Here is a 26,182-nt window from a genome sequence, read left to right as displayed (position 1 = left end):
CTGTTCCTCATTGATTAGAATTGTAGTCCAAGGCCAATTCCCACCTGCAAGGCCTCGGTTGAATCTCCGAACATATGGTCGACGCTCAGATTGATAAAGCGGCTGTCATCCAGTGCAAACAGCCCCAGCTGAGCCGAGATCAGACCATGCGCGTCGCCGATATAGCTGGTGTTCGAGAACCCGCCATCGGCCGAGCTTGCATCCGAGAACCCGGCACTGACCGACACGGTGTCATCGGACGAGATTATGGCCCCGGCCCGCAGGCTGGCGCGCAGTTTCTGGCGGGCGCTCAGGGTCTGTTCGGTTCCAAACTCCAGCGACGGCACCAGCGAGTAGATCATCTCGCTATCGTCTTGCAGAACAATGCCCGACAGCGTGGCCTGACCATTGCTTTCGGTTGCCAGACGGGTGGCATCAACCGCAATCTCGGGGCGCAGATAGGTATTGCCGCCGTCGAATCTGTGGTCATAAGCAAAGCTCAGCCGCAGGTTCTCGTGTTTCATCTTATGCGTAAGCGCGCTGACCCCGGCTGTGTTCACAACCGTTCCGTCAGGCAGGACGCCGGTAACACCGCCCGCGCGCAGCGTGTCATAATCCGACCACCCCGCAGACAGCATGGCCGCGAATTCCCAAGCGCCGGAATATTTGGTCAGCGAGGCACCTAGGTTGAACCGATCACCGGTCGCGTTGTAATTCGACCCGTCCCGTAGGCTCATGTTGTCATGACCCACTGCGAACCCGGCAAACAGCTCATTCCCGACCGGCATGCGGACACCGGCGGACAAGTTGGTGCTGTTGATGTCCAACTCGTCATAGATGCCGGTCTGCTCACGATCAAAGAACGACCGCCCGCCCGAGAACCAGACGCAGTTGCGTTCATCATCACCCGCCTGATAGCTGGTGAACCGCTCGCAATTATGCAGTGTGTCGGCAAACACCCGTGTGCCATAGAACGCGTCCACCGCGTCGGCTGCGTAATCCGACGTCGACAGGCTGTCGATGGCCGCAATCACGTCGGCCTCGGACTGCATGTTACCGACCAGCGCAAGGAACGCGCCCTGTTCGGCCGACCCCTGCCCGTTCAGGACCTGATTGATATAGTCGCCAATGGCCGCCTGATTGGCGTTCATGCCTTGGGTCGAGTAGTCCGGCGTGATCACCAGATCAATCGAGCTGCCGTCAGATGTCGAACCGTTCAGACCGATGGAATAGTCCAGAACCACGGTGTCCTGAATGGTCGTCCCCGCATCGGACGCGGTGCCATCGGGGTTGATGATCACCAGCGGCAAGGCCCGTTCCAACCTGTTCAGCACCGGTGTCAGCGTACCGCCCATCGAGGCGTTGCCGGTCACATTGATCAGATCGCTCGCACCACCCGACGCGCCTGAGGTCAGGAAATACACGTCAAAGGTCGACGTGGCCGTGGAACCAAAAGCCAGGCTTCCGGTCAGGTCCGTGGTCTGGCTGACATTGCCTGCAAAGGTAAAGTCGCTTGCCTGCACGGTCGCGGTCAGGTCGGTATCCAGACCCAGCGTAGCCCCCAGCACGAAGTCGCCATTCACCTGCATATGCCCGGCTGTACCCAGATTGACCGAGTCCAGCGCATAGAAAGCAGCCCCGTCCTCGACCGTCAGGCCGTTTGTGCCCGCACCGAGGTTCAGGTTGCCAAGCGCCGCACCAGCCAGCGAGATCTGTTCATTGCCGTTACCGCCATTCACCAGTTGGTCGTTTCCGGCAATCAGCAGGCTGTCAGCGGACAGGTTCAGCACGTTATCCGTGCCACCCTCGAAGATGATGGAGGCGACAGCGTCTGCCTGCCCCGTACCGCCCAGAACCACGCCGTCCAGCCCAAGCGCAATGGCTCCGGCCCCGTCGCGCCCTTCGGATTGCGCCAGAACGCCGATGCCGCCCTCGCCAACTGACATAACATTGCCCGTCAGCGCCAGATCGATGGCACCGCCGGACCCTGCGCCGCCCGCCGAGCCGCGGAAGACCGAGTCCACCAGACCACCGCCGCCACCCAGCGACTGCGCCACAACGCCGATAGCGTTTTCACCCGTTGTCACGACATGCCCGCTTTGGGCAAAGTCGATATCGCCCCCGTCACCGCCGTTGTCAGCAGACAAATCAACAGTGATACGGCTTTCAGCCATATCCGTCGAAACCAGACCGCCACCGCCGCCGATGCTCTGGATGACGAAACCGTGCGAGCCTTCGCCGCTGGTGATCATGTCGCCGATATTGGCGAAATCAATGTCTCCGCCATCGCCCGTCGATCCGTCCTGCGCGCCCAGCGTAACATTCGCCTGCCCAAGTCCTGCGATGACAACTTCACCACCGCCTGCGCCGATGCTCTGAACGCTTTGGCCATAAGACCGGTCGCCGCTTGTGAACACGTCACCGTCCAGCGACAGGTCAATTGCACCACCATCATTGTTGAAGCTGGGGTCAGAGCCCAGGATCACCGACGCGGCCTTTTCGGTTCCGGCGACGCCGGTGCCATTGCTGTTCAGCACCAGCTTACCACCACCGCCGCCGATGGATTGCGCCGAACCCGCCGACGAGAACGCCCCATCGGTGCCAACATCGCCGGTCCGGCTGCTGTCGACATCGCCGCCGCTGGCGTCATCGGTGTTGATTGCGCCCAGACGCGCGGTAATGTCGATGCCATCGCCATCCTCAACATCCACCGTCGTGGTTGAGGTTCCGCCGCCACCACCAACGCTCTGCACCATCAGGGCGGTTGAACGATCACTGGTTGTGGCAATGTTGCCGGTATGCGCTTGCGAGACCTGATTGCCCGCCATGCCCGACACATCATCCCCACCCAGCGCGATATCGCTGCTGACAACGCTGCCGGTCGCGCCAGAGGTCGTCGTAGTGAAATTGACTGAAGTGTCGACATTGCCGCCGCCACCATTGACAGACTGGGCAAACACCGCCTCGCTGCCAGCGCCATTGACCAGAATATCGCCGCTCGAGTTCACCGTCACAGTGCCAACCGAACCGGTCGAGCCCGTGCGCGCTCCCAATACCTGCGAGATCGTGTAATCCAGCGCCGAAACCAGCGGCGAAGAGACCGAATAGCCTGCGTTACCGCCGCCGCCACCAACGGACTGGGCATAAATGCCGTACCCATTCTCGGCATTCACAACGATTGTACCAGTATGGTTGACCGTGACGTCTCCGCCATCCGCGCCCGAGCCACCCGAGCCGCCAATGGCGATCTTGGAGTAGGACTTGCCGGTCATGGTGTTCTTGAGGTCGTTGACATCCATCGCAACGGCCAAACCGCCATTGCCGCCGCCGCCGCCGACAGATTGCGCGAAGATGCCATAGGCGCTGGCGCCATCCACCTGAATATCACCGGTGTTAGTTACGAGCACGTTGCCTGCAACATTTCCGCTGCCGCCCGATCCACCAATGTTCAGCTGCGCGGTGGGTGAGCTGCTGTCCCCGGTTTTCAGCCGCAGCGTTCCGGTGATCGAGCTGCCGCCATTGCCGCCGCCGCCGCCGACGGATTGGGCAAAGATGCCATGCGCGCCCTCGCCCGCCGTCATGATGGTGCCGTCGTTGGTCACGGCCACGTTGCCGCCAATACCTCCGGTACCGCCCGCACCGCCAAGGCCGAACTGCAAGGCCCGTCGTGTGCTGGCTTCGGCCCCGCCATAGCGCCCGTCGACCGAGATGGTCGAGCCGCCATTGCCGCCGCCGCCGCCCACGGATTGCGCAAAGATGCCGTGGCTTTCCTTGCCCGAAGTCAGAATTGTACCGTCGACCGTGTTCGCAACGGTCACGGTGCTGCCCGCGCCGCCGGTTCCGCCGGTGCCACCGATCAGGATGGCGTTGGTCGTTGCCCCGTCCGAGGACCTGCCCAGGATGATATTGCGCACCTGCTGCGCGTCACCACCGCCACCACCAACGGATTGAGCATAGATGCCGACCGACTTGTCTCCGAGCGTCTGAATCAGGTCACGGTTCGTGACCGAGACCGCGGCCGAGGTGGCCCCGGTGCCACCATTACCACCGATGGACAGAGTCGCCGTGTTGCCGATGTCCTTGCGCAGGCTGATGATGCGGTTTTCAACCACACCACCCATACCGCCGCCGCCGCCGACAGACTGGGCGAAGATACCATGCGACATCGTTCCGTCGGTCGTGATGATCCCGTCGCTGTCCACAGTCACGGTGTCCGAGGTCATGCCGTCACCACCGGTGCCACCGATATTGACCGATGCAGTGGTTCCCACGGTTGACGGATTGACCACCGCTTTGATGGTATCGAGATTCGACTGACCGGCCTGCACCATACCGCCGGTACCGCCCGCGCCGCCGATGGACTGCGCCATCAGGCCGACCGAGCGGTCTCCGAACGTTGCAATCCGCGCCGTGCTGGTCACGTCGACCTTGCCGCCAAGCCCTCCGGTGCCGCCTGTGCCGCCAATCGACAGCGCAACCGAAATGCCCTTACCGGCCGAGTTGCTGGCCTTGCCGCCATTGCCGCCGCCACCGCCGACCGACTGTGCGAAAACCGCATGGGCATCGGTACCCTGCGTGACCACCGTGCCGGCCACGACCGTGGTGACATCACCCGCTTCGCCGCCTGTACCGCCGTCAAGCCCCACCGACAGGCTGGCTTTGTTGCCTTTGCTGTCGCCGGTTTTCGGCGTGCCGATACTGACCGAGGTCGAAGACGAGTTGCCGCCGCCATTGCCAATGGACTGGGCAAAGAACCCATAAGAGCTGTTGCCCGACGTGCTGATGATCCCGTCCGAGCTGGCAAAAACGTCACCGCCTGCCCCGCCCGTGCCACCGGTCCGGCCGATCTGGATGTTGACGTTGCCGCCATCTACCGAGGTCGAAGCCGAGTTATACCCGGCATTGCCGCCGCCGCCGCCCACGGATTGAGCGAACAGACCGTGCGAGCTCGCGCCCGACGTGGTGATGTCGCCAGTATTGCGCACATCGACCGAACCGCCGATGCCGCCATCCCCGGTGCCGCCGCCAACGGCAATCCCAAAGCCTTTATTGGTTGCGTCCGAAGCGAGCTCGTAGGTCATGCCCAGGTTCAGCGCCGCGTTACCGCCGCCGCCGCCGATGGACTGACCAAAGATACCATGGCTGCTGTCCTGCAACGTGATGACATCGCCGTAATGGTCGATATCCACCGTACCGCCATCGCCTGCGGTCCCGGCGCTACCGCCGATGGCGACGACTGCCGACACACCGGTCTTGTTGCCCGAGCTATCCGCCGGATTCACCTTGCCTTCCAGCTCATCCAGAACCGCGTTGTAATTGGCGATGACCGAGTCATCGACGCCGGTATTGGTGGGCGTCTTGCGGTCGGTTGAATCTCCGGTACCGCCATTGCTGTTGCTGCCGGTGGTCTTGCTGATGCCCACCACTGCATTGATACCGGCGTCGCCGCCGCCGCCACCGATGCTGGACGCCTCGATCCCGTGGGAACCGACACCATCAGTGGTGATGGTGCCCGCCGCCGCAACGGCGGTGCCGCGCGTCACGCTGACATCCCCCGCGTCGCCGCCGCCGCCGCCAAAGCCGCCGATCCCCATCGCAATGGGTGAGCTGTCCTTGGTGCCGACAAAGGTCGCATTGATGCCGCCGGTGCCACCGCCGCCGCCGATGCTTTGGGCAAAGATACCCCGGGCGTGATAGCCGTTTGTCGTGATGGTGCCGGTTTGCACGACCGAGACATCTCCGGCATCCGCGCCGGTGCCGCCATGGCCACCCAGACCTCCGACAATGCTCAGATCAGTCTTGCCGTCGGAATTGTTGGAATCGCCATAGTTCAGCTGCCCGGTCACGTTCAGTGCACCGTTGCCGCCGCCGCCCGCGATGGACTGCGCCAGCACGCCGTGCTTCCAGTTGCCCGCAACCGTCACTGAGCCTGCGTGATCCACGCTGACGTCACCCGAGATATTGCCATTGCCGCCAAAACCGCCGACGCCGAAGGTCACAGACGGGATCTTGCCGTCCTTGCTCAGCGCGATGCCGCCCGACACGTTCAGGCCGCCATTGCCGCCGCCACCGCCGATGGATTGCGCCAACAGACCGGCCGAGCCGTCAGTGTCCGGCTTGTCCTCGTTGAACACTCCCATGTCGATGAACAGACGCTCCAGCCCAAAGTTCGAGGCCAGCTCCTGCGTGTCGTCCACGATGGTGTCACCCAGGAAATCTCGCAGTTTGTCTTCAAACGTGGTGGTGTTCGGGATCGAGATATCATCCGGGTTGGTCGACACGGTGATATCCGCCTGCGACGTGACCGTGACGTCCCCGGCCTGACCGCCATTGCCCGCGAACCCGCCGACACCCACGATCAGAGAGCTGTCGGACACGATGCCGCCCGAGACGTTCAGCCCACCATTGCCACCGCCGCCGCCGACGGATTGGGCCAGCAGACCGGATTGCCCGGTGCCATGCGCCATAATTGTGCTGCCCGCGCCGATATTGACGTCGACATCTCCGGCATCACCGCCACCGCCGCCAAAGCCGCCGACACCTACGACAACCGCATAGGATTTGCTGCTGTCGGTCTGCCCCGCGCCGGGTTTACCGCTGATCGCAATACCGCCGGACACGTTGGTGCCGCCATTGCCGCCACCGCCGCCCAGCGATTGCGCGATGATGCCGCTGGCGCCTTTGCTTTGATCGACGGCAAATGTGCCGTCAGGCTGTTGCACCATCGGCACCGCCTGAAGGTTTCCGGTGTAATCCAGATCGACCGCGCTTGCGTCGCCGCCCGCGCCGCCAAATCCGCCGACACCTGCCGCGACCGAAAAGATCGTGTCCGACCCAGATGGTTTGGTCAGCGCCAGGCTGCCCGAGATATTCACGCCGCCGGTGCCGCCACCGCCACCAAGGCTTTGCGCGAACAAGCCGTGCGAGCCGTCGCCGGCGGTCACGACGTCGCTTTGAACGTCCAGCGTCACGGCTCCGGCGTCACCGCCACCACCGCCAAAACCGCCCAGACCCAGACCCACTGCTGCGCCGGATTTGCCGGTCAGGTTCACCGCGCCGGACACGTTCAGGCCACCATTGCCGCCACCGCCGCCGACCGATTGGGCCATGACGCCGATGCTATCCGCACCAGTGGTAACGACCGAGCTGGACCCGCTGCTGCCCGTGCTGGAGCGCAGCGTGCTGATCACATCACCTGCGTTGCCAGCACTGCCGCCGAACCCGCCAACGCCCAGGCTGATCGCCCCGCCATTTTGCTGGCTGATGCCCAGCGAGGCCGAGATATTGGTGCCGCCATTACCGCCGCCCCCGCCAAGGCTCTGTGTCAGGACCGCCGTGCTGCGGTCCCCGCCGGTGCGCACGCCGCCGGTAACGGTCGATTGCACCAGCGAACCGGCATCCGCACCGCCGCCGCCAAAGCCGCCGACACCGATCCCGACTGCCGCATTGGCCGACCGAGACAAGGACAGGGCCGCCGAGATATTCGTCCCGCCGTTACCGCCGCCGCCGCCAAGGCTCTGCGTCAGAATCCCAACCGAGTCGTTACCTGCCGTGGTGACATTGCCTGTGACCTGCTGGGTGACGTTCTCTGCCGAACCACCGCTGCCGCCAAAGCCGCCAACGCCGATGCCAAGAGCGCCAGAATAGTTGCTCGCCACCGAAATCGCGCCCGAGACATTGGTGGCCCCGTTACCACCGCCGCCGCCGAGGCTCTGCGCGACAACACCCGCCGATTGCGCGCCGGCTGTACTGACATTGCCCGCAAAGGTGCTATTGACCACGCCGCTGGTGCCGCCGCTGCCGCCGAATCCACCGACACCAATACCTGCAGCACCTGATCCCGTACGTGCAATGCTTAACGCACCCGAGATGTTGACGCCGCCATTGCCGCCGCCGCCACCGACAGACTGCACCAGCACGCCGGTCGCATTTTCGCCGGATGTGGTAACATCGCCAGTGACCGACCCAGTCGCAGCGCTTGCGTCACCGCCGCTGCCGCCGGACCCGCCGATACCGACGCCGATCGCGCCGCCGCCGGTACCCGAGATGTTGACGGCAGCCGAGACACTCAGTCCACCATTGCCGCCGCCGCCCGCAGCCGATTGCACCAGAACACCGCCCGAGTTGTCGCCCGCCGTGGTTACATCGCCAACCACCGTGCCATTGGCCGTGTTTGCATCACCGCCGCTGCCGCCGCTGCCGCCAAGACCGACCGATGCACCGCCGCTGCCTTTTCCGGCAACAGTAACTGTGGCCGAGACGTTCACGCCGCCATTGCCACCACCGCCGCCGAGGCTCTGCACCACGACCCCAGTGGAGTCTTTGCCTTGGGTCGAGACGTCACCGGTCAGAGTAGCCTCAGCCGTGCCGCCATCGCCACCAGTGCCGGACGCGCCGCCAAGGCCGACAGATGCGCCGCCCGCTCCGGTTCCCGCTGCCGCGACCGCGACCGAGATGTTCATGCCGCCATTACCACCGCCGCCGCCAACGGACTGTGCCAGCAAGCCGGTCGAACTGTTCCCCGCTGTCGCCAAATTTCCTGTCACATTCGCCGTGACTGCCGAGGCGTCTCCACCTCCGGTCCCGCGACCGCCCAGACCAACGGCTGCCGCGCCTGCTCCGGTGCCAGCGCCACCAACCGAGGCCGAAACGTTGAAGCCGCCATTGCCGCCGCCGCCACCGATGGATTGGGCAACGACCGCGCTGGAGTCTGCGCCTTGGGTTTGGACGTTGTTTGTCACGGTCAGGCCGACGATACCGCCGGTGCCTCCGCTGCCGCCGGAACCGCCCAGCCCGACACTGATCGCGCCCGACCCGGTGCCAGCACCCGCCAGCGCCGGAGACACGTTAAAGCCGCCATTGCCGCCGCCGCCGCCAACGGATTGGGCCAGAATGCCAACCGAGGCATCACCTCTGGTCACGACGTCTGCGGTGGTGGTGGCGATGACCTGATTGCCGTCACCGCCGCCGTCACCCGAGCCGCCAAGACCAACGGATACCGAACCGGCCCCTGTGCCTGCGCCCGACACCGTCGGCGAGACGTTGAACCCACCATTGCCGCCGCCGCCGCCCAGAGACTGCGCAACGAAGCCGCTGGATGCAAAACCGTCGGTCAAGATGGTCCCGTTCGAGGTCAGCGTGACCGCACCACCATCGCCGCCCGTGTCACCTGAACCGCCAAGGCCAACGCTGACCGCACCGCTGGCTGTACCTGCGCCCGACAGAACCGGGGCCACGTTAAAGCCGCCATTACCGCCGCCGCCACCGATGGACTGCGCCACCACGCCCGAGGAATTGTCGCCCTGCGTCTCAACTGCGTCATTGGACGTGGCGATAACGGTGTTGCCGTCTCCGCCGCCTGCGCCATCGCCGCCCAGACCAACGGACACGCCTGCTCCGGCTGTGCCGGACCCCTGCACTGCTGCACTGACGTCAAAGCCGCCATTGCCGCCGCCGCCACCAATGGATTGCGCTAGAAACGCCGTGGCTGACTCGCCCCGAGTCAGGATCGTACCGTTTGAGGTCAGCGTCACCGCGCCGCCATCGCCACCGCCATCGCCAGTGCCACCCAAACCAACGCTGACCGCGCCGCTCGCCGTGCCTGCACCTGCGCCGGTACCCGAGATGTTAAAGCCGCCATTGCCGCCACCGCCGCCGATGGACTGCGCCACCACGCCCGAAGACCGATCTCCGGCTGTGACAATTGAATTGCCTGTGGTCAGGTTGACCGACCCACCCGTCGCCCCGGTACCGCCGTCACCGCCAAGACCGACCGAAACCGCTCCGCTGGCAACGCCCGCGCCCGCCAGAGAGGCACTGACGTTGAAGCCGCCATTGCCGCCGCCGCCGCCAACGGATTGCGCCAGTACGGCCGTCGAATCCGCGCCGCTCGTGCTGACAGCGCCGGACACGCTGCCGGTGACCGATCTGCCGATGCCACCGCCATCGCCACCGCCGCCAAGGCCAACCGTAACGGCTCCGCCGCCCGCACCAGCCCCTGCGATTCCTGCCGTGATGTTGAAACCGCCATTACCGCCACCGCCGCCAATGGACTGGAATACCACGCCACTGGAATTGTCGGACAGGGTCGTGACGTTGCCCGCCACCTGGCCTTCAACCACGCCGCCGTCGCCGCCTGTGTCACCGTTGCCACCCAGCCCAACGCCGATCGAACCGGCACCAGCCCCTGCAGCCGCGACACCTGCGGTGACGTTAAAGCCACCGTTGCCACCACCGCCGCCGATAGACTGGATTACCACGCCCGTGGACCGCAGCCCCTCGGTCCGCACATCGCCATTGACGCGCACGCCTGTGACGGTTCCGCCAGCGCCACCGCTGCCGCCGTCTCCACCCAGACCAACACCAATGGTCCCGGCCCCTGCGCCCCCGGCGGCCAGACCCGCCGCGACGCTGAAGCCGCCATTACCGCCGCCGCCGCCGATGGACTGCACGACCACAGCGCCGGAATCATCCCCGCGGGTTGTTACATCCGCATCGACCTGGGCGGTTACGATCCCGCCATTACCGCCGCCGCCGGCCTTGCCGCCAAGACCCACGCTGACAGACCCGGCTGCCGCGCCGCCGATATCGGCGCTGGCTCCGACAGCGTAACCTCCGTTACCGCCGCCGCCGCCAACAGATTGCGCCACCACACCGCTGGAGAACGCACCGCTGGTGTCGATAGAATTACCGCCCGCGATCAGCGTAACATCGCCCCCAATCCCGGCTCCGCCGCCGTCACCGCCCACGCTGACATTGACGCCAACCGCGGCCACACCGCTGGCGCTGATCCCGGCGGCGATGCTGCCGCCGCCATTACCACCGCCACCGCCGACCGACTGCGCAATGATTGCGCTGGAATTCGTACCCGTCGTCGTCACATCCGCATTGGTGTAGACCTGAACAAGGCCCCCATTGCCCGCGCTGCCCGCCTGCCCGCCGATCCCAACGGACACATTGCCGGAAAACAGCGCCGACGCACCACCAGTTGCTGCAACGGCCAGAGCTGCCATCGCCGCCAACGCCCACAGCCAATGAGCCCGAGACCGGTCCGCCCGAGACCGCAACCGAAACGGCATATCCACCGTTTCCGCCACCGCCGCCAACGGATTGCAGCAGGATGCCTGTGGAATCATCCCCTCCGGTCTGCACCGAAGCCGAGCCGCTGCCGCTCAGCGTAACGTCTCCGCCATCGCCGCCATTGCCCGCCGATCCACCGACTGAAACCGAAGCCGCGCCAAAGGCTCCAACAGCGACCGAGACGGCGCCGCCGCCGTTGCCACCGCCGCCGCCGACTGACTGCGCAAACACACCGGCCGAACGGTCGCCCGATGTCTGGATCGCCGAGGGCTGACTGCCATCTGTATTGGAAAGTGTGACGTTGACGTCTCCGCCGGTGCCACCTGAACCGCCATCGCCGCCAATGGCCACGCCGACAAATGCTCCGACAGCTCCGGACGAGCCACCATTGCCGCCACCGCCGCCAATGGATTGAGCCAAAATACCCATAGCATCATCGCCAGAAGTGGTGATGATCCCGTCATTCACGATAGTGACAGTCGAGCCACTACCACCGCCGCTGCCATTGCCGCCGACCGACACCATGCCACCGGATGAGCCGCCATCGCCGCCACCGCCACCGATGGATTGCGCGATGATCCCGCGGGCTCCGTCACCGCCGGTGACGATACGGCCATAGTTGCTGACGCTGACCGCGGCACCGGTTCCGCCTTTGGACCCGGTACCGCCAATAGCGACCAGACCGTAAGAATTCGCCCCTGTGCCACCGCTGCCGCCAATGGATTGCGCCATCACCCCGTCAGCGCCCGCGCCCGAGGTCAGAATGCTGCCCGTCCCCTGCACTGTGACGCTGACCGCGCTGCCGCTGCCGCCATTGGACCCGACGCCGCCCAGAGACAGCGACACCAGGCCACCCCCGGCTCCGCCTGAACCGCCACCGCCGCCAATGGACTGTGCCACGATCCCGCGCGAGAAATCCCCTTGCGTTTCGATGGCCCCGCCATGCGAGACAAAAACCTGTCCCCCATTACCGCCATTATCCGCGCCACCGATCAGCGACACCAGCAGGTTGCCGCTGGTCCCCGCAGACCCGCCCGAGCCGCCGATGGATTGGGCATAGATCCCGTTTGCATAATCGCCCGTGGTCAGGATGCTGCCGGTTGATGTCGTGTTGACGATCACCGTCCCACCGCTGCCGCCAAACCCGCCGTCGCCCGAGGTTCCGACGAGACCCCATTGCGAGCCGCCATTGCCGCCATTGTTCGAAACACTCAGCGCGTAGATACCGTCCGCCGATTCCCCGGATGTCGAGATCGTCCCGCGCTGGGTGACGGTCACATCGCCCCCATCCGCCGAATGCCCGCCGGTGCCACCGCCCGGAGCGGCAAATCCGCTGCCGCCATTGCCGGCCTCACCGCTTCGGCTGAACGCAAAAATACCTTCATTGTTACTGCCCGACGTCTGGATCGTGCTGCTGGCATTTTGCGTTGCGTTAACCGTACCGCCCTTGCCGCCATCGCCGCCGTCTCGGCCGCTCCAGAAACTGGCGTAGGAGTCACCACCATTGCCGCCGTCACCGCCGACGCTGCCGATCTCCCATCCGACATTGCTTGTGGCGTTGACATCACTGCTGAGGGATTGGGTCTGCGTCGGGCCAGTGGCCCCGTTCCCACCCGAGCTGGGCGGAACAAACAAAGCGCCATCGCGCCCGTTGCTGCCATCCTGACCATAGACAACCTGGTTCACGCCGTTCGGTCCCGAAACATTGACGGGCGGCGTTACTGAGCCCGGCGTGCCCGAGCTGTTGAAGTTGTTGTTATACTGAGACAGCGTCAGCTGCGTCGACAGCGCCGAGGTCCCAGTCGCCCCAGAGTTGCTGATCTGAGCTGTCGTTCCGCTGATGGAAACAATATTGAAGGCAAGCGGAGGATTGTCTGAGTTGTAAATCGTGTCGCCCGCGCTTTTGACCAGAAAGACATAGCCATCGGCGGTTTCCACAAAGGCCGTTGTCCCTGCCGTGGGCGTCGAAGCCGGGTCAACAATCAGCGCACTGACGGTGGTATCCAGACCGGTTACGGGGTTCGTGACCGTATCGCCCACTTTCGACGTGGCCGTCGGTGCCGCTGCCAATGATGTTGAAATCAAAATACAAATTGAAACCTTCAGCAGCAGATTTGATTTCTTTTTCACGCCCGGACCTCGTTACCGACAAAATTTAAACACACAGCAACCGAGCACTGCCCGAAGAACAGCGGCCTACAATCCGAGGCAACCCCATCACCATTCCGTGAAAGATACGCGCAATTTTAAAGAGATTGATGTGACGAAGTTCACTCAAATGTGGTTTGGCGTCATTCATGGCCGAAATATCACACATTAGTATCATCACGATACATGATGCGCATTTGACCCTTGCCGCCTGCTCATTGCACGAGTCAAATCGGAGGTTTATTTCTACCTTAGGATGAATTTTCGAATGACGCAGAACTTTCCCACGTCATTGCGAGTGAATACCGTTCCGAACCGGCATGAAAATCGGCAAACCCTGTTCAGCGATCTTGGCGTCAGAACTCATTGAGATAAAAAAATGGCGTCTCTAAAACGAGCGTAAAATTTTTCTGATCTTTTCTGGCTGACCTTTACGCAGGTGATGCGTCTTGAGCCATTCGCTCCGAAGGCCAGCCCAAAGTTGGTGACCAATGGTTATTGGGTGGGGTTGGCGTCATCACTTGCAATAGTCTTTGGTGGCGCAGGACGCGGCCGACCTAAGTGAGGCACGCCGATTGATCAGGCTCAGAACACAGACCAGCCGAGCCGATGCGCCAAGTCTTCGATTGCTTTGAGAGCCAGAACAGAGTTGCCTTTTTTGTCCAACCCCGGGCTCCAGGCTACAATGGACCCAACGCCGGGAACAATGGCCACAAGCCCTCCGCCGACCCCGCTTTTGCAGGGCAGTCCGATCCGAAAGGCCACTTCGCCCGAAGCGTCATAGCAGCCACAGGTCATCATCAGCGCGTTCAGGCGGCGCACGCGCTCCGGCGTGACGCCGGCAATATCTGCATCGGCTCCCTCGCCTCCGGTTGCCAGAAACCGCGTGGCCGCGGCAAGCTGACGGCAGCTCATCTCGATACTGCATTGGCGGAAATAGCGTTCGGTAACTTTGGTTGCATCGCCTCGGATATTTCCTTCGGCCAGCATAAAGTACGCCAGCGCCCGATTGCGGTCCCCTGTTGCGACCTCTGAAGCAAATACATCTTCGTCGACCGTGATATCCGGGGCGTCCGCGAGACGCTGACACAAGTCAAGAACCGGATGCGGATCAGCCTCGTCAGATTGGTGTTCAAGTATCACGTCCGAGACGACAATTGCGCCGGGGTTTATGAACGGGTTTCGCGGTTTGCCGCGTTCGAACTCAAGCTGAACGATCGAGTTGAACGGATCCCCGGATGGCTCGCGACCGACGCGTCGCCACAAGCTCGCGCCAACATGACCTAACGCCACTACCAGAGCGAAGACTTTCGAGATGCTCTGGATGGAAAACGGCATCTCGGCGTCACCTGCGATGATCGGTTCTCCGTGCAGCGGCGCGACGGCAATGCCAAACCGGTTCAGTGGGACGCGGGCCAGTTCCGGGATATAGCTGGCAACCTCACCCCGATCAGCCTCGCCCGCCATCCGGATTGCGATATCGTCCAGAACGCTCTGGATTTCAGTTCCATCAGGTTGATTGGGCATCTTCGTTCCAGATTTTGTGGGAAACACCTTCGGTCGCGCCTTCGAAATCCTCCAGAACGAAAGTCGGCTCTTGCCCCGCCTTTCTCTGGCCGAAATAGTCTTTGGTCAGCCGATACACGGTCCCGGACAGCAGCAGAATAGCAGTCAGGTTAATAACGGCCATCAGGCCCATCGCGGCGTCTGCGAAATTGAAGACCGTTGTGACGGTTTGCAGCGCGCCCCACACGACCATTGCCAGACATGCCGCGCGCAGGGCAGTTATCGCCGCCCTGCCCTCGAGCCCCAGAAAGACCATGGCGTTTTCGGCGTAGGAGTAGTTTCCGAGGATGGATGTGAAGGCGAAGAAGATGATCGCAATGGCAATGAAATATGTGCCGACCGGTCCCAGATGAACGTCCAGTGCGTTTTGAGTCAGCTGCATACCGGTGATCTCACCGTCAATGACTCCGGACAACAGGATCAGCAGCGCAGTTGCCGTGCAGACGAGGATCGTGTCGACAAAGCATCCAAACGCCTGAACCAATCCCTGACTTGAAGGATGATGCGGCGACGGGGTTGCAACGGCAGCAATATTCGGGGCCGACCCCATGCCCGCTTCGTTTGAAAACAACCCGCGTTTGATGCCGTTCAGCATCGCGGCCATAACGCCACCGGCGACACCGCCTGCGGCCTCTTGCAGGCCCAGGGCGCTCGACACGATCAGCCACAGCAAACCCGGCACTTCGGTGATGTTGAGGATCATCACGATAATGGCTATCAAAAGGTAGCCGCCCGCCATGAACGGCACCAGAATTTCTGCGACCCGCGCGATGGCCTTGATCCCGCCAAAGATCACGATTGCCGCGCCAGCAGCGACGATGACACCCACCCACAGCTTCTCGAAGCCAAACGCGCCGTTCAGCGCCTCGGCAATCGAGTTGGACTGAACGGCAACAAAGATCAGACCAAAGCTCAGGATCAGGCAGACCGAAAACAAGGCTCCGGCCCAGGGCGCGTTCAATCCCTTTGAGATGTAGAAGGCTGGCCCACCACGATAGTCGCCATTCTTGGTGGTCACCTTGTAAAGCTGCGCCAGTGTGCTTTCGGAATAGGCGGTCGCCATGCCGACCAGCGCCACCATCCACATCCAAAAGATCGCGCCGGGGCCACCCAGAGTCAGTGCCACCGCGACACCGGCTAAGTTCCCGGTCCCAACGCGAGACGCAAGGCTCACGGTCAGGGCCTGAAACGGCGTGATCCCGCGCTTGTCGGTGCTGGGCGCAGCCGTGATGACGCGAAGCATCTCGCCAAAATGCAGGAACTGTGGGGCACCCAACCGGATGGTGAAATAAAGACCCGCCCCTAGCAGGCCGTAAACAAGCACATAATTCCAAAGAAAACCGTTCAGACCATCAACAAAAAAATCCATCTAAATTTCTTCCTCGTAAAGTAACCCCGTTCTTTTTCGGTCAGCCCTACAGCTGCGACCCAATGGGCAGAATGGCTAAAAACCCGGCTTTGACGTGGTCAAAAAAGCTGCCGGTCGGTTCGTACCGATACAACAGGATCGCGCCATCCTCGCGCTGGGATTTCCAGGTGACGCGGTCGTCCTCGTCATACTGGACCGAAAAAGTGTTTTCCTTCAAAGCTTCATCCAGCACGACAATGGCCTGACTTGTCAAATCCCGAGAGTCCACAAGAACGCCCATTTCCGTGTTGATGTTGACTGATCGGGGATCCCAGTTGAACGAGCCCACAAACAGATAACGGTTATCAATCGTAAAGGCCTTGGTATGCAGGCCCGCGCGGGACTGCCCCCAATTCACCCCCCGCTGATTGACCCTGTCCGAGTCTGGGCGCAGTTCGAACAATTCGACGCCGCCGTCCAGCAGTGCGCGCCGCTCCTTGGCGTAATGGGCATAAACCGGTGCCACATCGTTTGACGCCAGCGAATTGGTGACAACGCGTACTTCGACCCCGCGATCCTCAAGGTCACTTAGCCACTGCACCCCCCTTTTTCGCGGAACAAAATAGGCCGAGATTATGTTGACCGAGCTTTCGGCTTTTTGAAAATACGGCACAATTTGCGACGCCAGAATGGGTTGATTGTTGTCTTCCCCAGCCGCCTTGGACGGCGGGTCCGAATAGAGTTTGGCCGGCACCCAGCTCAGCCTGAGCGTGCTGAGGGTAAAGTTCTCTTGCGCCGCTTTTTTGACGGCTGCAGCATACGGCGTTTTCAGGGATTCTTCGACCAGCGCATTCAGACGAACGCGGGCGTCTGCCAATCCCAGAGTCTCAGGCTCGCCGATCACAGCACGGGCGGGAACCGCAAATTCACTGTTCCAGTATTCGTCGAAATTATCTGAGACCTCATTCACCACCGGCCCGGCGACAAGGATGTCCAGATCAGCATAATTCATCTCTTCCTTGGCCAGAAAATACTCGTCCCCCACATTGCGGCCACCGACGATAGAAACGGTGTTGTCTGCCGTAATGGACTTATTGTGCATCCGACGATTGATGCGTTTGAAATCGGTCAGACCCGCAACCAGCAGGCTCTGATCCCGCCAGAACGGGTTGAACAGGCGGATTTCGATATTTTCATGGGAATCCAGCGCCGCCGTCATCGCATCATAGCCAGATGTGTCCATGTCATCCAGCAGCAGCCGAACCCGAACGCCCCGGTCCGCCGCGTCCAGCAAGCTCTGAGCGAACAATTGCCCGGTTAGATCGTTATGCAGAAGGTAATATTGCGCATCAATCGACACATCCGCCTGCGTCGCCAGCACCAGCCGCGCGGCCAGCGCCTCTTCGCCGTTGCTGATCAGCTTGACGCCAGACCGCCCATCACGAGGATCACCCAACCTGCGCACCGCCGTTGTCAGCCTGCTGTTCGATGGGCTCTCAACTGCCCGTGACGGGTTTTGAACAAAGTCCCGAGGACCCGTTGAACAGGCCGTCAGGGCGATCAATCCCAGCAAGACCCATAGTAGTTTTCCCGGCATCATCTTTTTTCCCTCGTCACTGACCTCAGGGGTCAAACGTTCTCACTTCCCGGTACACCTTAGCACTTCTACTTCTCATGCGTGGATTTTGCGCACAGACAGCACCGTCCGGTTGAGAGTTTTGGCATTTATGTGGCCCTTTCCAGGGAGTGTGGGCTCGGACCCGAACAGGCACTAAAACAAATATCTGACGGTTCCCCACCCTACGAGGATTGAGCGGGGAACCGATCCGGATTTCCAAAGCCTGAGGCAGTGACAACCGTTACTGATGGACGATATCGGGTGTCACTTTGTCACCATTCACAGCGCGCTCAGCGCCTTGGATCTCCGAATTCTTCAACCGTCGATACCGGCGGTATCGCGAGCGGTCTCAGCTGGTGTGCAGCGGTTGCTGACGCCAATCGTTGCCTGCTGAACTTGGCGTTTCGCGGCCTTCTCCGGCGTGCAGTCCGGATCGACCACGTCGCAGCCAGCAAGCGCGACTACGGCGATCAGCATTACGCCTCCAAGTGTTTTCATGCTTGTTCCTATCCCTTTGCTTTATTCAAAATCCGGCCAGCCGTTCGGCCAACCAAAAGGCGGCAACACATCCGATCGGATATCCAAGAACCTGGCGCGACGGGCCATGTGCCATCGACCATCCCCAGACCATTTGCAGTGTCTTTTTCAGCGTTAAGAAGACACCCAGCACGGCAAAGATGAACGCCAGCTGTCCCGCCTCAACGCCGAGATTAAAGGCCAGCAAGGCCGCGGGGATGGCTTGTTCTGGCAGGCCGATCTCGGCCAAAGCCCCGGCGAAACCCAAACCGTGCAACAGACCAAATCCAAAGGAAATCACCCATGGAAAGCGGCTCGCCAGAGTCTTTGGTTTGTCGTCAGACCGCAGCACCTCGGTGGCCAGGAAGACGATCGACAGGGCTATGACGGCCTCGACCGGGGGACCGGGCACGTTCAGCACTCCGAATGTCGCCAAACCCAAGGTGATGGAATGCGCGACGGTGAAGGCAGTCACGGCCCAGATCAGCTGTCGCAGATTGCGGATCAGCACCAGCAGGGCAAAGACGAACAGCAGGTGATCCCAGCCTTCGAGGATGTGTTCAAAGCCCAGAACGCCGTACTGCCACAGCGTCTGTACCAGCCCCTGTTGCGCGGGTAGCGTCACAGCGGGTGCATCCGGTGTCAGGCGAAAGGTCGCCATGTTCACCGTGTCCAAATACCCTACCCGCAGCAGGACATCCGTTCGTTGTGCGTCCAGCTTGTCGATCGTGATCGTGTTGCCGCGCAGGTCTTCGGCGCAGGTCATGCGCCAGACCTGCGTCCAGGCACGACCGTCAAAGACCGGAGCATCGAATGTGGGCGCGTTACAGCTATCAGGAAGCGCAACGTCGATATCCATCGGTGCGCCCTGAACATCCGGCTTGCGCCAGAACACATACCAATCGCTGTCGGTTTCCTGCGAGATTTCCAGATAACCCGGTTCCAGCGCATGGGCATGGGCAAAGGCGGGTGCCAGAATCCCCGTCAACAGCGCAATCAAAGCCAGAAGATACCTCATGATTCACCCGCAGTTGGGTCAGCTTCTCCGGCGTCCTCGATCACATAGGTGGATCGCAGATTTTCTATAAAAACCTCAGTCGCTCGTTCGGCTTGCTTCTCGCGCCAATCCGCCAAGACGCGATCCCGGATCGCCCCGAACGGCGGCAAGACGGGGTCCCATTTATCGTCGAGACGAACCATATGAAGCCCGAAGGACGATTGAACAGGTCCGCTCCATTCCCCCAACGGCAGGGGTTCCAATTGGTCAAAGAAACCCGTTCCGAAGTTGCCATCAACCAAAGTGCGCGAGCTGAGTTCAAATCCTGTTGGAAGCAATGACGCCTGACCCAATTGGCGGTGATCTTCGCCGGCGGCCAAACGCGTCCGCGTCTGTTCAACGAATGTCTCGCTTGGGGTTTGCCCCAGATAAACAAGGCTGGCTGCAAGCCGCGCGGGGGTCGTGAATGCGTCGGCGTTGTCGGACAGGTAAGTTTGCAGCACTTCATCCTCGGGTCGCGCCGCGCCTGCCTCGGAGGTCAAAAGGAAGTTCATCTTCTGCACCAACCGGTTGCGGATGATCTCATCATTGCCATCCAGCCCCAGCGCCAATGCTTCGCGGTAGAGAACTTCGCGGTTCAGCCAATCCTCTTTGAGTTTTGCCAGCTCCTCGGCCGTCGGAGGGCGTCGCCAGGTGGACTCAAACTGACCGGCCAGAAGCTCGACCTGCCGCTGATCTATGATGATAACCCGGGCATCCGGATCAACGGCCCACTCGTCCGGTTGCGCCAGTTTGAACCAGCCAAAGATGGCAAGGCTGAGAACCGCAAATTGCACAAACGGTTCCGTAACAATTCGCCGGAACAGGCTCTGTTTGCTTGCCGTCGGCATTGACCCGCGCGGAGGATTTGTCGTCTTCCAGTGCACATTCATGAGGGATTCGCTCATCTTTTCAGCTGCCTTTGGGTACCAATATCTTAATCATAAAACTGAATGTGTCGGCTGAAAAAATCGCGTTGTCGTAAAAATTGTGCTCGTAGGACAAAGACCATTGCCATGGCAGACCGTTGCCACGGTTCAGCTTGGACACTTTGACCCCCAGCGGCAGGCTGCTGAAATCGCCAGCCTCCCAATCGTAAACAAACACCATCTCGGATGTTCCGGCGGACCAACCCTTGCCGAGATTGTAGTTGAAGACCGGCTGGATCGTGGACAGGTTGACATCGGGTCTGTTGTCGTCGCCTGCAACGGTAAACAGGTTCTGGTTGAAGACACCCCAAAGACCCCATTTTTGCTGCTTCGCAAAGCCCGCTGCTGGCCCCAGCGCCCATTTTTCGGCGCTCAAGCCATCCTCACCGGTCGGCAATAAGGCCACTGCGCCGACACCGAAGCGACCCCAGGACCGGTCAAAGGTCACGAGGTCAAACAGGGTTGTGTCGCTCAGCCCCGACTGCCCGGTGTTGCTGTCTGTCGCATAGGGCAGTGTCAATCGCGCAATGTGGTTGGTCGACCCCAACGTAAACGGGATTGCGGCCCGGAATTGAACCAAGCTGCTATCCTCTGGCGAATTGTGCAGATTGAACGAGTGAAATCCTTGCACCTGAAACGACATGATAGAGGCCGTCGGATCATTGGCGGCCGTTTGCAGAGATTCTGACTGCCCCTGCGCATGAACCCCTGCGGGAACCAGAACACCAAAGATCACCCACAATATGTTTTTCATCAACATGGGGAAGGTCCCGCCGCTCAGAATGCCAGCGAAAGCTGTGCTGTCACGATGTCGCTTTCCAGCCGCCGCTTTGCCGAGAACTCATGCGTATATTTCAACTTGATCGACGCCTCAGCGCCCAACAACGTCCCACCCGAATAGGTGACGATTGGCCCAATACCGCTGACCCGGGCCTTTAAGCTGCTGGCACCCAGAGCAATCTTCAGAGCGTCGGCCCCGCGGCCGCTGTCGTCGTCAAGCTGTTGATAGGTGTATCCCGCAAGCCCGACCCCCCAACCAGACCGAAAACGCTGTAGCACGGCACCTTCCAACTGCAACGCGGGGGCGGTCTGATAATCTGTGGCGTCATTTTTCTCGCTGACCAGAAGGCTGATCGCGCCGGAAGCCTCAAAACCACGTTCCGGAACGAACCAAGTCGCCGCCAGATAGGGTTGAAATGACCAGACGTTTTTGCCAACCGACAAAGCGTTGATCGTGCGGTTTGCCACGTTGATTGAGGCCGTCTGGTAATCTCCGGTCGGGACAAAGACGGACAACCCGGTGCTGAAATGCAGGTTGCCACGATGCCACCCCACAAGACCGGTGACGGTAACATCAGTAAGCCCGGATGCGGTATCGCTGATGCTGGCCCCCTGAAGCGGTGGTCGGATTGCGGTGAAGGACAAGTCTCCGATGACATAAGGCAGCGTGATGTCGATGGCCGGTGTGCCACCAAAGACCTGCGCATCGAACACCTGGGTCACGTTCAAGCGCCAGAGGTTAAGCTGAACATCCGCATCCGCCGCGATTGGCAAACCGCCAAGGGATAGCCCTTGGACGCTACCGTTCAGATGATCGAAGGTAAGGGCGGTGTATGTTCCTGCTTCTGGAACAAACCCGGCAAAAGTATCACGCGTGCCTATGAAATAGGCTCCGATCCCACCTTCTACGGCAATGGCGGGTTTGACCGGTAAAACCGTCGTGGCCGCAAGGATCATTGCACCCAAAATGGGACGCGTGCCGCGCAGAAAACTGTACATATAGTCACCTCGTTCAGACGAATTCACGCGTTTTCGCGCTGTCCCTTCTTGCGGGGATTGATTGATACGGTGTGGGGTCAGGGCGTGTACCAAATCGGCGATGTATAGGCCCGGTCCTGAATGGATTCGGGCGCGCCTTCTGGCAGTTCGACCCCAAAGAACTTGCGATCATAGGTCGTCCAGCGCGGGGTTGGGATTTCCAACACCCGAACGTAATAGAAGGCGCTCTGCGCAGGGTCGAAGTCTGGATCTTCCCAATAGCCGCCAAGGATGGCCTGACCGATGTCGTTGGTGTAGGTCGCCGCCTCGGCATCTACCGAGTTTCCAACCGGCGCGCGGCATTGGCCATCCGCGACCTCGCGGCCACCACAGGAAATGTCATAGACCCGTTCGCTGGTGGAACCATCTGCTGGCCATGTCTGCGGCCAACGATCTTGCGCAGCGAAACACCCGAAGCGCATCGCCGTCGCTCTTTTGCGATTGGGCGGATGGCGTGGCGCTTTGCAGGGCGCCAAAGCCACCGACACGGTCGTTGCCAGCCAACAGGAACTTGCCGACTTGTCGAACATCGCTTTGTCGAAAATTTCGGTGTATTTAGGAGAAATGGCGAAAGAAGGCCTGATACGTCTGGAGTACGGGCGCACCGTCTTAGTCGATTTGGACGGGCTGCAACGTGTGGTCGAGGAATCGAGTGATGCGCACTGACCCTCCTTATAGCCGCCCGTTTCGGGATTGGCGGCCCTTGGGTGTATCTGGGGTCTTCTTCATTCTTGCGATGCTGTGTTTCAGCATGCTCGGACCGCGACCGGCTTTCGCGTGCCAAGTCTGCATCACATTGCCCGAAGCCTCACTCGCTGATCATTTGATTTCCGCCGACGTCATCGTCCTGGCCGCGCCTGCGCCGGACAACCCGTTCAAATTCGCCCCAAAACAGCAAATCAAGGGCACGCCAAGCGACCTTGAAAGAATTCCGGAAATCCCCTTTCTCATAGACAGTACGACCCGCGCAGCCTTTCGCGCAAATCCCCAGATGACTGTACTGCTGACCTATGGAACTGTTGCCAAGGATGGCGCCGGGCGCGGCTTTTCGCGAAAATGGACAAGGATATTCACGCTAACCCCGGAACGGGATCAGTTCCTGCAAGCCCTAGGGGCGGCGGGGATACACTGGCAGAGCAAAGAAACCGCCGAAGCGCGCGTAGCGTTTTTCGCGCAATACCTGTCACATGAGGATCAGGTATTGCGAGACACCGCCCTGATCGAAATCGACCGTGCGCCCTATGGCAGCATCCAGATGCTGCGCAATGCAGTTTCAACAGACGATTTGCTGCGAGAATTCGACGGCATCACACGGATGAGTTTTCTTCCGGTCGCGATCCGGTTGCTGGGTCTGCAAGACAGCGATGAAATGGCCCAACACATCGTTCGATCCCGGTATCCCAAATCAATCGTCCGGGGTTCGGCGTATACCTATGAGTGGGCACTGGCCGGGATAGCCATGGACGATGCAGATGCGGTTGAAAGCATTGACGCCGTGTTGACGGCGGCAAAGGTTAAAAAGGAGCACAAACGATCCCTCATTCGCGCGCTGGCCGACGCGGGTACGGTATCACCTGCTCTGAAAAGCCAGATCATCAACATCTTTGCCCGCGAATTAGAGTTGGACAGCTCATCAGCGTTGGAGATCGTGATTGCCATGCGCAATTGGAATGAAACGCGCCTGGACGCTCAACTTGCGGATTTGTTGCAAAATGAAGAAGTTGATCCGGTAACGCAGTTCGTCATCCAAACCAAGCTTGCATCGACAGATTGAAGACCACGTCTGTTGGCCCAAAAGGTCTTAAAGTCGGGTCCAAATCTCACCCCTTGGAAACCGTCTGACTCATTCTCGCCTAAGGGCTGGGCGAGATAGGATATCCGGCGCCCTTTGGATCGCGCTCAGGACAACCAAGGTAACGGCCGCCGCAACTCCATAAATAAAGTAGAACTCTGCCCGGTCGACCCATTCCATGTTGTTTAGAAACGGGTAAGGCAACCCAGAGGTCACGCGGCCCGCCGGGGTGCTGTTCAAAGGGCTGACAAACAGTTCAGCCCACGCCACATAGGCGGGGATGAGGATGACCAGCGCCACGATCCCGCGCCAGATTCTGTTGAACACGCGCCCTATGAACATGGCATCTATCAGCTGAAGGGCTGGTCCAAGTGCGTGCAGGTAATATTCCTGATGCCATATGATCGGACCGCCACCATTCACCAGTGAAGGGTCCGTCAGGAATAGCTTCCAGTACAGAAAAACGACCATGACGTTCGTGACGGCTGCCGTCATCGCCGGCACCTCATACCGGTTTTCGGTCTTCCCACGGCTGATGCAGAGCATCAACCACGCAGAAAAGGTCGAGAACACAAGCGCCCAGATGGTCAGAAACCGAAGCGGCCCGCCCGGCTTGGACCAATCCGAAGTCGTGAATTGATAAATCACATAGCCCGCTGCCAGCAGGAAAGTGATCCACCGATATGTGACAACCGAGCTTGACCTCACATTCATTTCCACCTGCCCTGCGTTTCTGATTTCTGCCCGGATACAGGTAGATAATGGCGGGCCTGTTCATTTAGTAAATGCCTTGTGCATGAACAAATGGCCTTACTTTGAGTCAGCCCTGCCATTGTCAGCCGGACATTCATCCCTTCCACCACTGCTCGATCTGTTCTGGCTTGATGCGGTGTTGCAGGCCAAGCGCTACAAGCCCCGGCTCGGTCGTCTGGGACGCGCGCGTTTCCACATACGAACCCACGACGTGCAATTCCAGCATTCCGTCAGGTGCTGGAACAAAGCCCTTGATACGATACAAGCCTTCCGGCCTGACCTGCATTTTAGCCATCAGTTGATCCCTGGTCATCACTGGCAGGTCCCGACGATGCCAATGTGTATACCCCGGATGCGGTGCTGCGGGCGTGTTTCCCGGCAAGGGCGTAACACCAAACAACAACGGGGCAAGCGGACCACTCTCGGGCAGAGCCATTGGATGTTCGAAGCCGAGTTCACCCAATTGTTCAGACAGGCCCGTCGCGAGTTCTTGAGTTTTGGTCAACAGCGTCAGATCGGCCACGCGGATCTGTTGTGCGATCTGAGGCGCAACGAGCGCATCGGTCAAAACGTTCGCGGCGTTCAGCCCGTCAATCAACGTGATGATCCCGGCGTAGGATAATTGCGGCTCGGCCTTTGCCGCATTGGCGATAGCGGCCGGATCAGCGACACCGCTCGCCTCGATCACGATATGGTCCGGTCTCTGATCGCGTTGCAGGATGTCCCCGAGGGCAAGATACAGATCCGCACCCATCGAACAGCAGATGCACCCGTTGGTCAGCGCGATCGAGTCTTCCCCGGTTTGGGCAATGAGGGCTTCGTCGATATTGATTGCGCCAAAGTCGTTGACCATGACCAACAGTTTCAGCCCGTGGTCTTCGGCCAAGAGCCGGTTGATCAATGTGGTTTTCCCGGCTCCCAGGTAACCACTTATGACGCTCAGAGGGATACGGCTCATAACAGGCTCACATGGCCGCCGGACACGGTTCCCAGAACCGGGACATCCTTTAGAGCCATGGGATCAATCGCTGTTGGGTCTTCTCCCAAAATCGCGAAATCCGCCGCTTTGCCGGTTTCGATTGACCCGACCTCTCGGTCCAGTTTCAACGTATAAGCGGCACCCAGAGTGATCGCATACAGCGCCTCATCGACCGTGATACACTGCGCCGAACCCAGAGTTCTCCCCGACATGGTTTGCCGGTTCACCGCACACCAAGCGGTGAACAGCGGAGCCATCGGCGTAATTGGTGCATCCGAGTGGATGGCGACCTGAACCCCGTGATCCAGCGCCGCTCGTGCGGCGTTCATACGTGCAGCACGGTCTTCGCCGATAGTCTGCTGGACGTGTTGATCCCCAAAATACCAGATGTGGTTCGAGAATAGATTGACGCAAACACCCTGCTCGGCGCAGCGATGGAACTGATCCGGGCCCATCATCTGCCCATGCTGCAAAACGTGGCGCGCGCCGGGCCACGGGTGTTTTTGCGCTGCCGCCTCCAGCGCGTCCAGAACCACGGATGAGGCTTCATCCCCGTTGGTATGGATGTGCATTTGAATGCCGTGTTTCTGAAAGGCCTCACACAGCGCATGGATTTCGGTC

15 protein-coding genes are annotated in these 26,182 nt (G+C 60.7%); 2 read left to right on the top strand and 13 right to left on the bottom strand.

The genetic code is table 11. The annotated features are described in order from the left end of the window. Positions 1-14: 14 nt before the first annotated feature. The 10 genes from ACOQOY_RS20800 to ACOQOY_RS20755 form a co-directional block, all read right to left on the bottom strand. Entirely contained in the window at positions 15-10,991 is a 10,977-nt protein-coding gene (locus tag ACOQOY_RS20800) for a hypothetical protein (RefSeq protein WP_420587300.1), read from the bottom strand. Between the two features lie 2,800 nt (positions 10,992-13,791). Next, on the bottom strand, positions 13,792-14,733 hold the full coding sequence (locus ACOQOY_RS20795; protein ID WP_420587299.1) for a glutaminase: 942 nt from the start codon (positions 14,731-14,733) through the stop codon (positions 13,792-13,794). Continuing rightward, positions 14,717-16,141 carry an alanine/glycine:cation symporter family protein gene (locus ACOQOY_RS20790; RefSeq protein ID WP_420587298.1) on the bottom strand — a complete coding sequence of 475 codons (1,425 nt, stop codon included), beginning with the start codon at positions 16,139-16,141 and terminating at the stop codon, positions 14,717-14,719. Before ACOQOY_RS20790 ends, ACOQOY_RS20795 begins: the two co-directional genes overlap by 17 nt. Positions 16,142-16,187: 46 nt before the next feature. After that, positions 16,188-17,720 carry a phospholipase D family protein gene (locus tag ACOQOY_RS20785; protein WP_420587297.1) on the bottom strand — a complete coding sequence of 511 codons (1,533 nt, stop codon included), beginning with the start codon at positions 17,718-17,720 and terminating at the stop codon, positions 16,188-16,190. Positions 17,721-18,053: 333 nt separating this feature from the next. Continuing rightward, the gene (locus ACOQOY_RS20780) at positions 18,054-18,236 is read right to left on the bottom strand and encodes a hypothetical protein (RefSeq protein WP_420587296.1); all 183 of its coding nucleotides are present in this window, start codon (positions 18,234-18,236) and stop codon (positions 18,054-18,056) included. Between the two features lie 25 nt (positions 18,237-18,261). Further along, a complete protein-coding gene (locus ACOQOY_RS20775) occupies positions 18,262-19,272 on the bottom strand; it encodes a HupE/UreJ family protein (RefSeq protein WP_420587295.1) in 1,011 nt (336 codons plus the stop codon). Beyond that, complete coding sequence (locus ACOQOY_RS20770; protein WP_420587294.1) at positions 19,269-20,198, bottom strand: peptidylprolyl isomerase; 930 nt, start codon at positions 20,196-20,198, stop codon at positions 19,269-19,271. Before ACOQOY_RS20770 ends, ACOQOY_RS20775 begins: the two co-directional genes overlap by 4 nt. Positions 20,199-20,202: 4 nt before the next feature. Further along, complete coding sequence (locus tag ACOQOY_RS20765) at positions 20,203-20,979, bottom strand: hypothetical protein (RefSeq protein WP_420587293.1); 777 nt, start codon at positions 20,977-20,979, stop codon at positions 20,203-20,205. Between the two features lie 17 nt (positions 20,980-20,996). Next, the gene (locus ACOQOY_RS20760; protein WP_420587292.1) at positions 20,997-21,998 is read right to left on the bottom strand and encodes a SphA family protein; all 1,002 of its coding nucleotides are present in this window, start codon (positions 21,996-21,998) and stop codon (positions 20,997-20,999) included. 77 nt (positions 21,999-22,075) lie between these two features. Next, a complete protein-coding gene (locus ACOQOY_RS20755) occupies positions 22,076-22,459 on the bottom strand; it encodes a DUF3604 domain-containing protein (protein ID WP_420587291.1) in 384 nt (127 codons plus the stop codon). A gap of 40 nt (positions 22,460-22,499) precedes the next feature. Here ACOQOY_RS20755 and ACOQOY_RS20750 point away from each other — a divergent pair, with 40 nt between their 5' ends. Then, complete coding sequence (locus tag ACOQOY_RS20750; protein WP_420587290.1) at positions 22,500-22,703, top strand: helix-turn-helix domain-containing protein; 204 nt, start codon at positions 22,500-22,502, stop codon at positions 22,701-22,703. Positions 22,704-23,028: 325 nt separating this feature from the next. Further along, positions 23,029-23,811, top strand: a complete 783-nt coding sequence (locus ACOQOY_RS20745) for a hypothetical protein (protein WP_420587289.1) — start codon at positions 23,029-23,031, stop codon at positions 23,809-23,811. Between the two features lie 69 nt (positions 23,812-23,880). Here ACOQOY_RS20745 and ACOQOY_RS20740 read toward each other — a convergent pair whose 3' ends face one another. The 3 genes from ACOQOY_RS20740 to ACOQOY_RS20730 all read right to left on the bottom strand — a co-directional run. Beyond that, entirely contained in the window at positions 23,881-24,543 is a 663-nt protein-coding gene (locus ACOQOY_RS20740; RefSeq protein ID WP_420587288.1) for a hypothetical protein, read from the bottom strand. Positions 24,544-24,676: 133 nt separating this feature from the next. Continuing rightward, a complete protein-coding gene (locus tag ACOQOY_RS20735) occupies positions 24,677-25,540 on the bottom strand; it encodes a CobW family GTP-binding protein (protein WP_420587287.1) in 864 nt (287 codons plus the stop codon). Then, on the bottom strand, positions 25,537-26,182 hold a 646-nt coding region (locus tag ACOQOY_RS20730; RefSeq protein ID WP_420587286.1), incomplete at its 5' end, for an amidohydrolase. The genes ACOQOY_RS20730 and ACOQOY_RS20735, both read right to left, overlap by 4 nt.

Source organism: Ruegeria sp., assembly GCF_965221235.1.
GTDB lineage: Bacteria > Pseudomonadota > Alphaproteobacteria > Rhodobacterales > Rhodobacteraceae > Ruegeria.
The sequence above is the reverse complement of the archived record's forward strand: the minus strand, read 5'-3'. Positions and strand labels throughout refer to the sequence as shown.